Here is a 2,085-nt window from a genome sequence, read left to right as displayed (position 1 = left end):
TTTAGATGATATGGTAAAACACAAACAAAGTGATGAAGTTTTTAAAGTGTTTTATAAAAAAGATGATAAAATAAGATTGCTTAGAGTTAGTAATATGCAAGCTTTAAATCGTTTTGATAAACTTAAAGGTGCAACGACAAAAATAATTTTAGATAGTGGTTTTAAACCTGATAAATAAAAAGGATTAATATGTGTAAATATCAAGAATATATAGAGCAAATGAAAACTTTATTATTAAAAGGTTTTAAAGATGCCAAAGATGATAAAGTGTATCAAAAAGAACAGCTTGAACTTGCAGAAGCAGGAATTAATGATGGCTTAGAGGAGGATTAATTATATAATTAGCCATATATTTATATTAGTTTTTTTAAAAAACCGTTTTTACTATTCTTTAATCTTTTATATTGTATTTTGATTGTCTTATTTATGTAATTTTATATATAAAAAAAGTTTTTTCCAATTTTACAACAAAATCCTTTATGGTATAATAAAAATAAAAATTATATAAGAAAGGATACAAATGGCTATAAAAATTGAAATTAGCGGATTTGATAAGGATTTTTTACCTGTTTTTGAGAGTTTAGCTAAAAGCTTATCTCAAAAGCCTATTTTATCAATGTTTTTTCTTGTTTTTTAAGCAAAAACTTACGCATATCCTTTTTTCATTTTTTGTTTCTTTAACCTCTCAAAAAAATTTGTGCCTCATTAAAACTTGGAAATACATTATTTTTTCTTCCTGTGCAACTTTTAAAACGCACATTTCCGTAAACTCTCTCAACAATATATTCCTCAAATAGAGTGGCAATAATTTCTATGCTATAATAGCGAATGTTTCCTTTCTCAGTTATTCTGTGCAACAAAACATTATTCATAAAAAAACCTAATTAAAAATTATTTATTTTATTCAAAAAATCATTTTTAAACATTTTTTCTATAGCAAGCTTAATCATTTGATTAATTTTCTCATTTTCTTTATTTGTATTAGAAATTTCATCTTTGTAAGTAGGAATCATCATTTCTATCATTTTTAATGTTTTTTCATCAAATAATACTCTTTTTGGAATTAATATTTCATTTTTTTGAATATTTTCATTATTTATTGTATTTTTTTCCATTTTTATCCTTTATTTGTTAAAATATATAAATTATACCATAATTTTAATAAAAAATTGTATAAATAGACAAATAATGCAAAAATATAAATATTTTTATGGTATAATTTAAAATATATAACATAATCTTATTTCAAAATAAGCCTATTAAAATATATATTTTGATATTAACACAAGCAAATAAATATAACATAATTACCCATTATGTTATAAAAAAAGGATATAAATAAAATGAAACTTAAAAATACTACAATAAGCGAAGATTTAGAGCGTTGGATAGAAGCTTATTTGAAACATATTCAAGCATTATCCTATTCAAATAATACTTTTTTACTTTATAGGTGTATTTTTAGATCTTGTAGAATATTCTTTAGATTATCAAGATGAAATGCAAATAAACGATATAAAAACGACTTTTTTAGTCAATTTTCTTAATTATTTAGAAAATAATTCAAAAAATGGCAATAAACTATCAAAAAAAACAAAAATAACTTATTTGAGAGTATTAACTAGCTTTTTTTATAAGCGATAATAATGATGATTTGTTTGTTTTTTCCTTTGATATGAAGAAAATTAGATTTAGAACAGAAAAATCAGAAGAAAAATTAAATTATCTTAATGAAAATGAAATTATAAGGCTAAATAATGTTTTAGAGAAAGAAAAAGCAAAAAAAGAAGTTTATAATAGTTTTAGAAACTCTTTACTGATAAAACTTATGCTTTATGGAGGACTTAGAATTTCTGAAGCTTTAAATGTAAAACTTTGTGATTTTGAAGAGGTTGATGATGAAATATTAAAAATATCCATAATAGGCAAGGGCGGTAAAGAACAATTTGCATTTATTAAAAAAGAAGTAGATGATGAGCTTGAATATTTTAAAGAAAATATCCAAGATAGTGATTACATAATGCAAACTAGCACAGGAAAACATTTAAATAGAAGCAATGCTTTTTTGATTGTAAATAATATTTA

General features: G+C 22.0%; 3 protein-coding genes and 1 pseudogene. 2 read left to right on the top strand and 2 right to left on the bottom strand.

Annotation, left to right across the window (positions count from 1 at the left end; genetic code table 11):
• The first annotated feature begins 189 nt into the window (after positions 1-189).
• A complete protein-coding gene (locus AJ887_RS10210; protein WP_186820923.1) occupies positions 190-333 on the top strand; it encodes a hypothetical protein in 144 nt (47 codons plus the stop codon).
• Between the two features lie 344 nt (positions 334-677).
• Here the strand turns inward: AJ887_RS10210 and AJ887_RS06255 are convergent, their stop codons facing one another.
• Both AJ887_RS06255 and AJ887_RS06250 read right to left on the bottom strand, forming a co-directional pair.
• Positions 678-872 (bottom strand): polymerase, encoded by a 195-nt coding sequence (locus AJ887_RS06255; protein WP_079749752.1) that lies wholly within the window; start codon positions 870-872, stop codon positions 678-680.
• A gap of 12 nt (positions 873-884) precedes the next feature.
• Positions 885-1,115 (bottom strand): hypothetical protein, encoded by a 231-nt coding sequence (locus AJ887_RS06250; RefSeq protein WP_002779694.1) that lies wholly within the window; start codon positions 1,113-1,115, stop codon positions 885-887.
• A gap of 228 nt (positions 1,116-1,343) precedes the next feature.
• Between AJ887_RS06250 and AJ887_RS10565 the strand changes: the two are divergent.
• Positions 1,344-2,085: pseudogene (locus tag AJ887_RS10565) on the top strand (tyrosine-type recombinase/integrase); the annotation flags it as partial.

Source organism: Campylobacter sp. BCW_6466, from assembly GCF_001762835.1.
GTDB lineage: Bacteria > Campylobacterota > Campylobacteria > Campylobacterales > Campylobacteraceae > Campylobacter_D > Campylobacter_D jejuni.
Note: the sequence above shows the minus strand (reverse complement) of the source record. Positions and strands in the feature narration are given on the sequence as shown.

Excerpts from the sequence above, each read along its gene's own strand:
- AJ887_RS10210 (WP_186820923.1), top strand. The coding sequence starts at position 190 with ATGTGTAAATATCAAGAATATATAGAGCAAATGAAAACTTTATTATTA.
- AJ887_RS06255 (WP_079749752.1), bottom strand. The coding sequence starts at position 872 with ATGAATAATGTTTTGTTGCACAGAATAACTGAGAAAGGAAACATTCGC.
- AJ887_RS06250 (WP_002779694.1), bottom strand. The coding sequence starts at position 1,115 with ATGGAAAAAAATACAATAAATAATGAAAATATTCAAAAAAATGAAATA.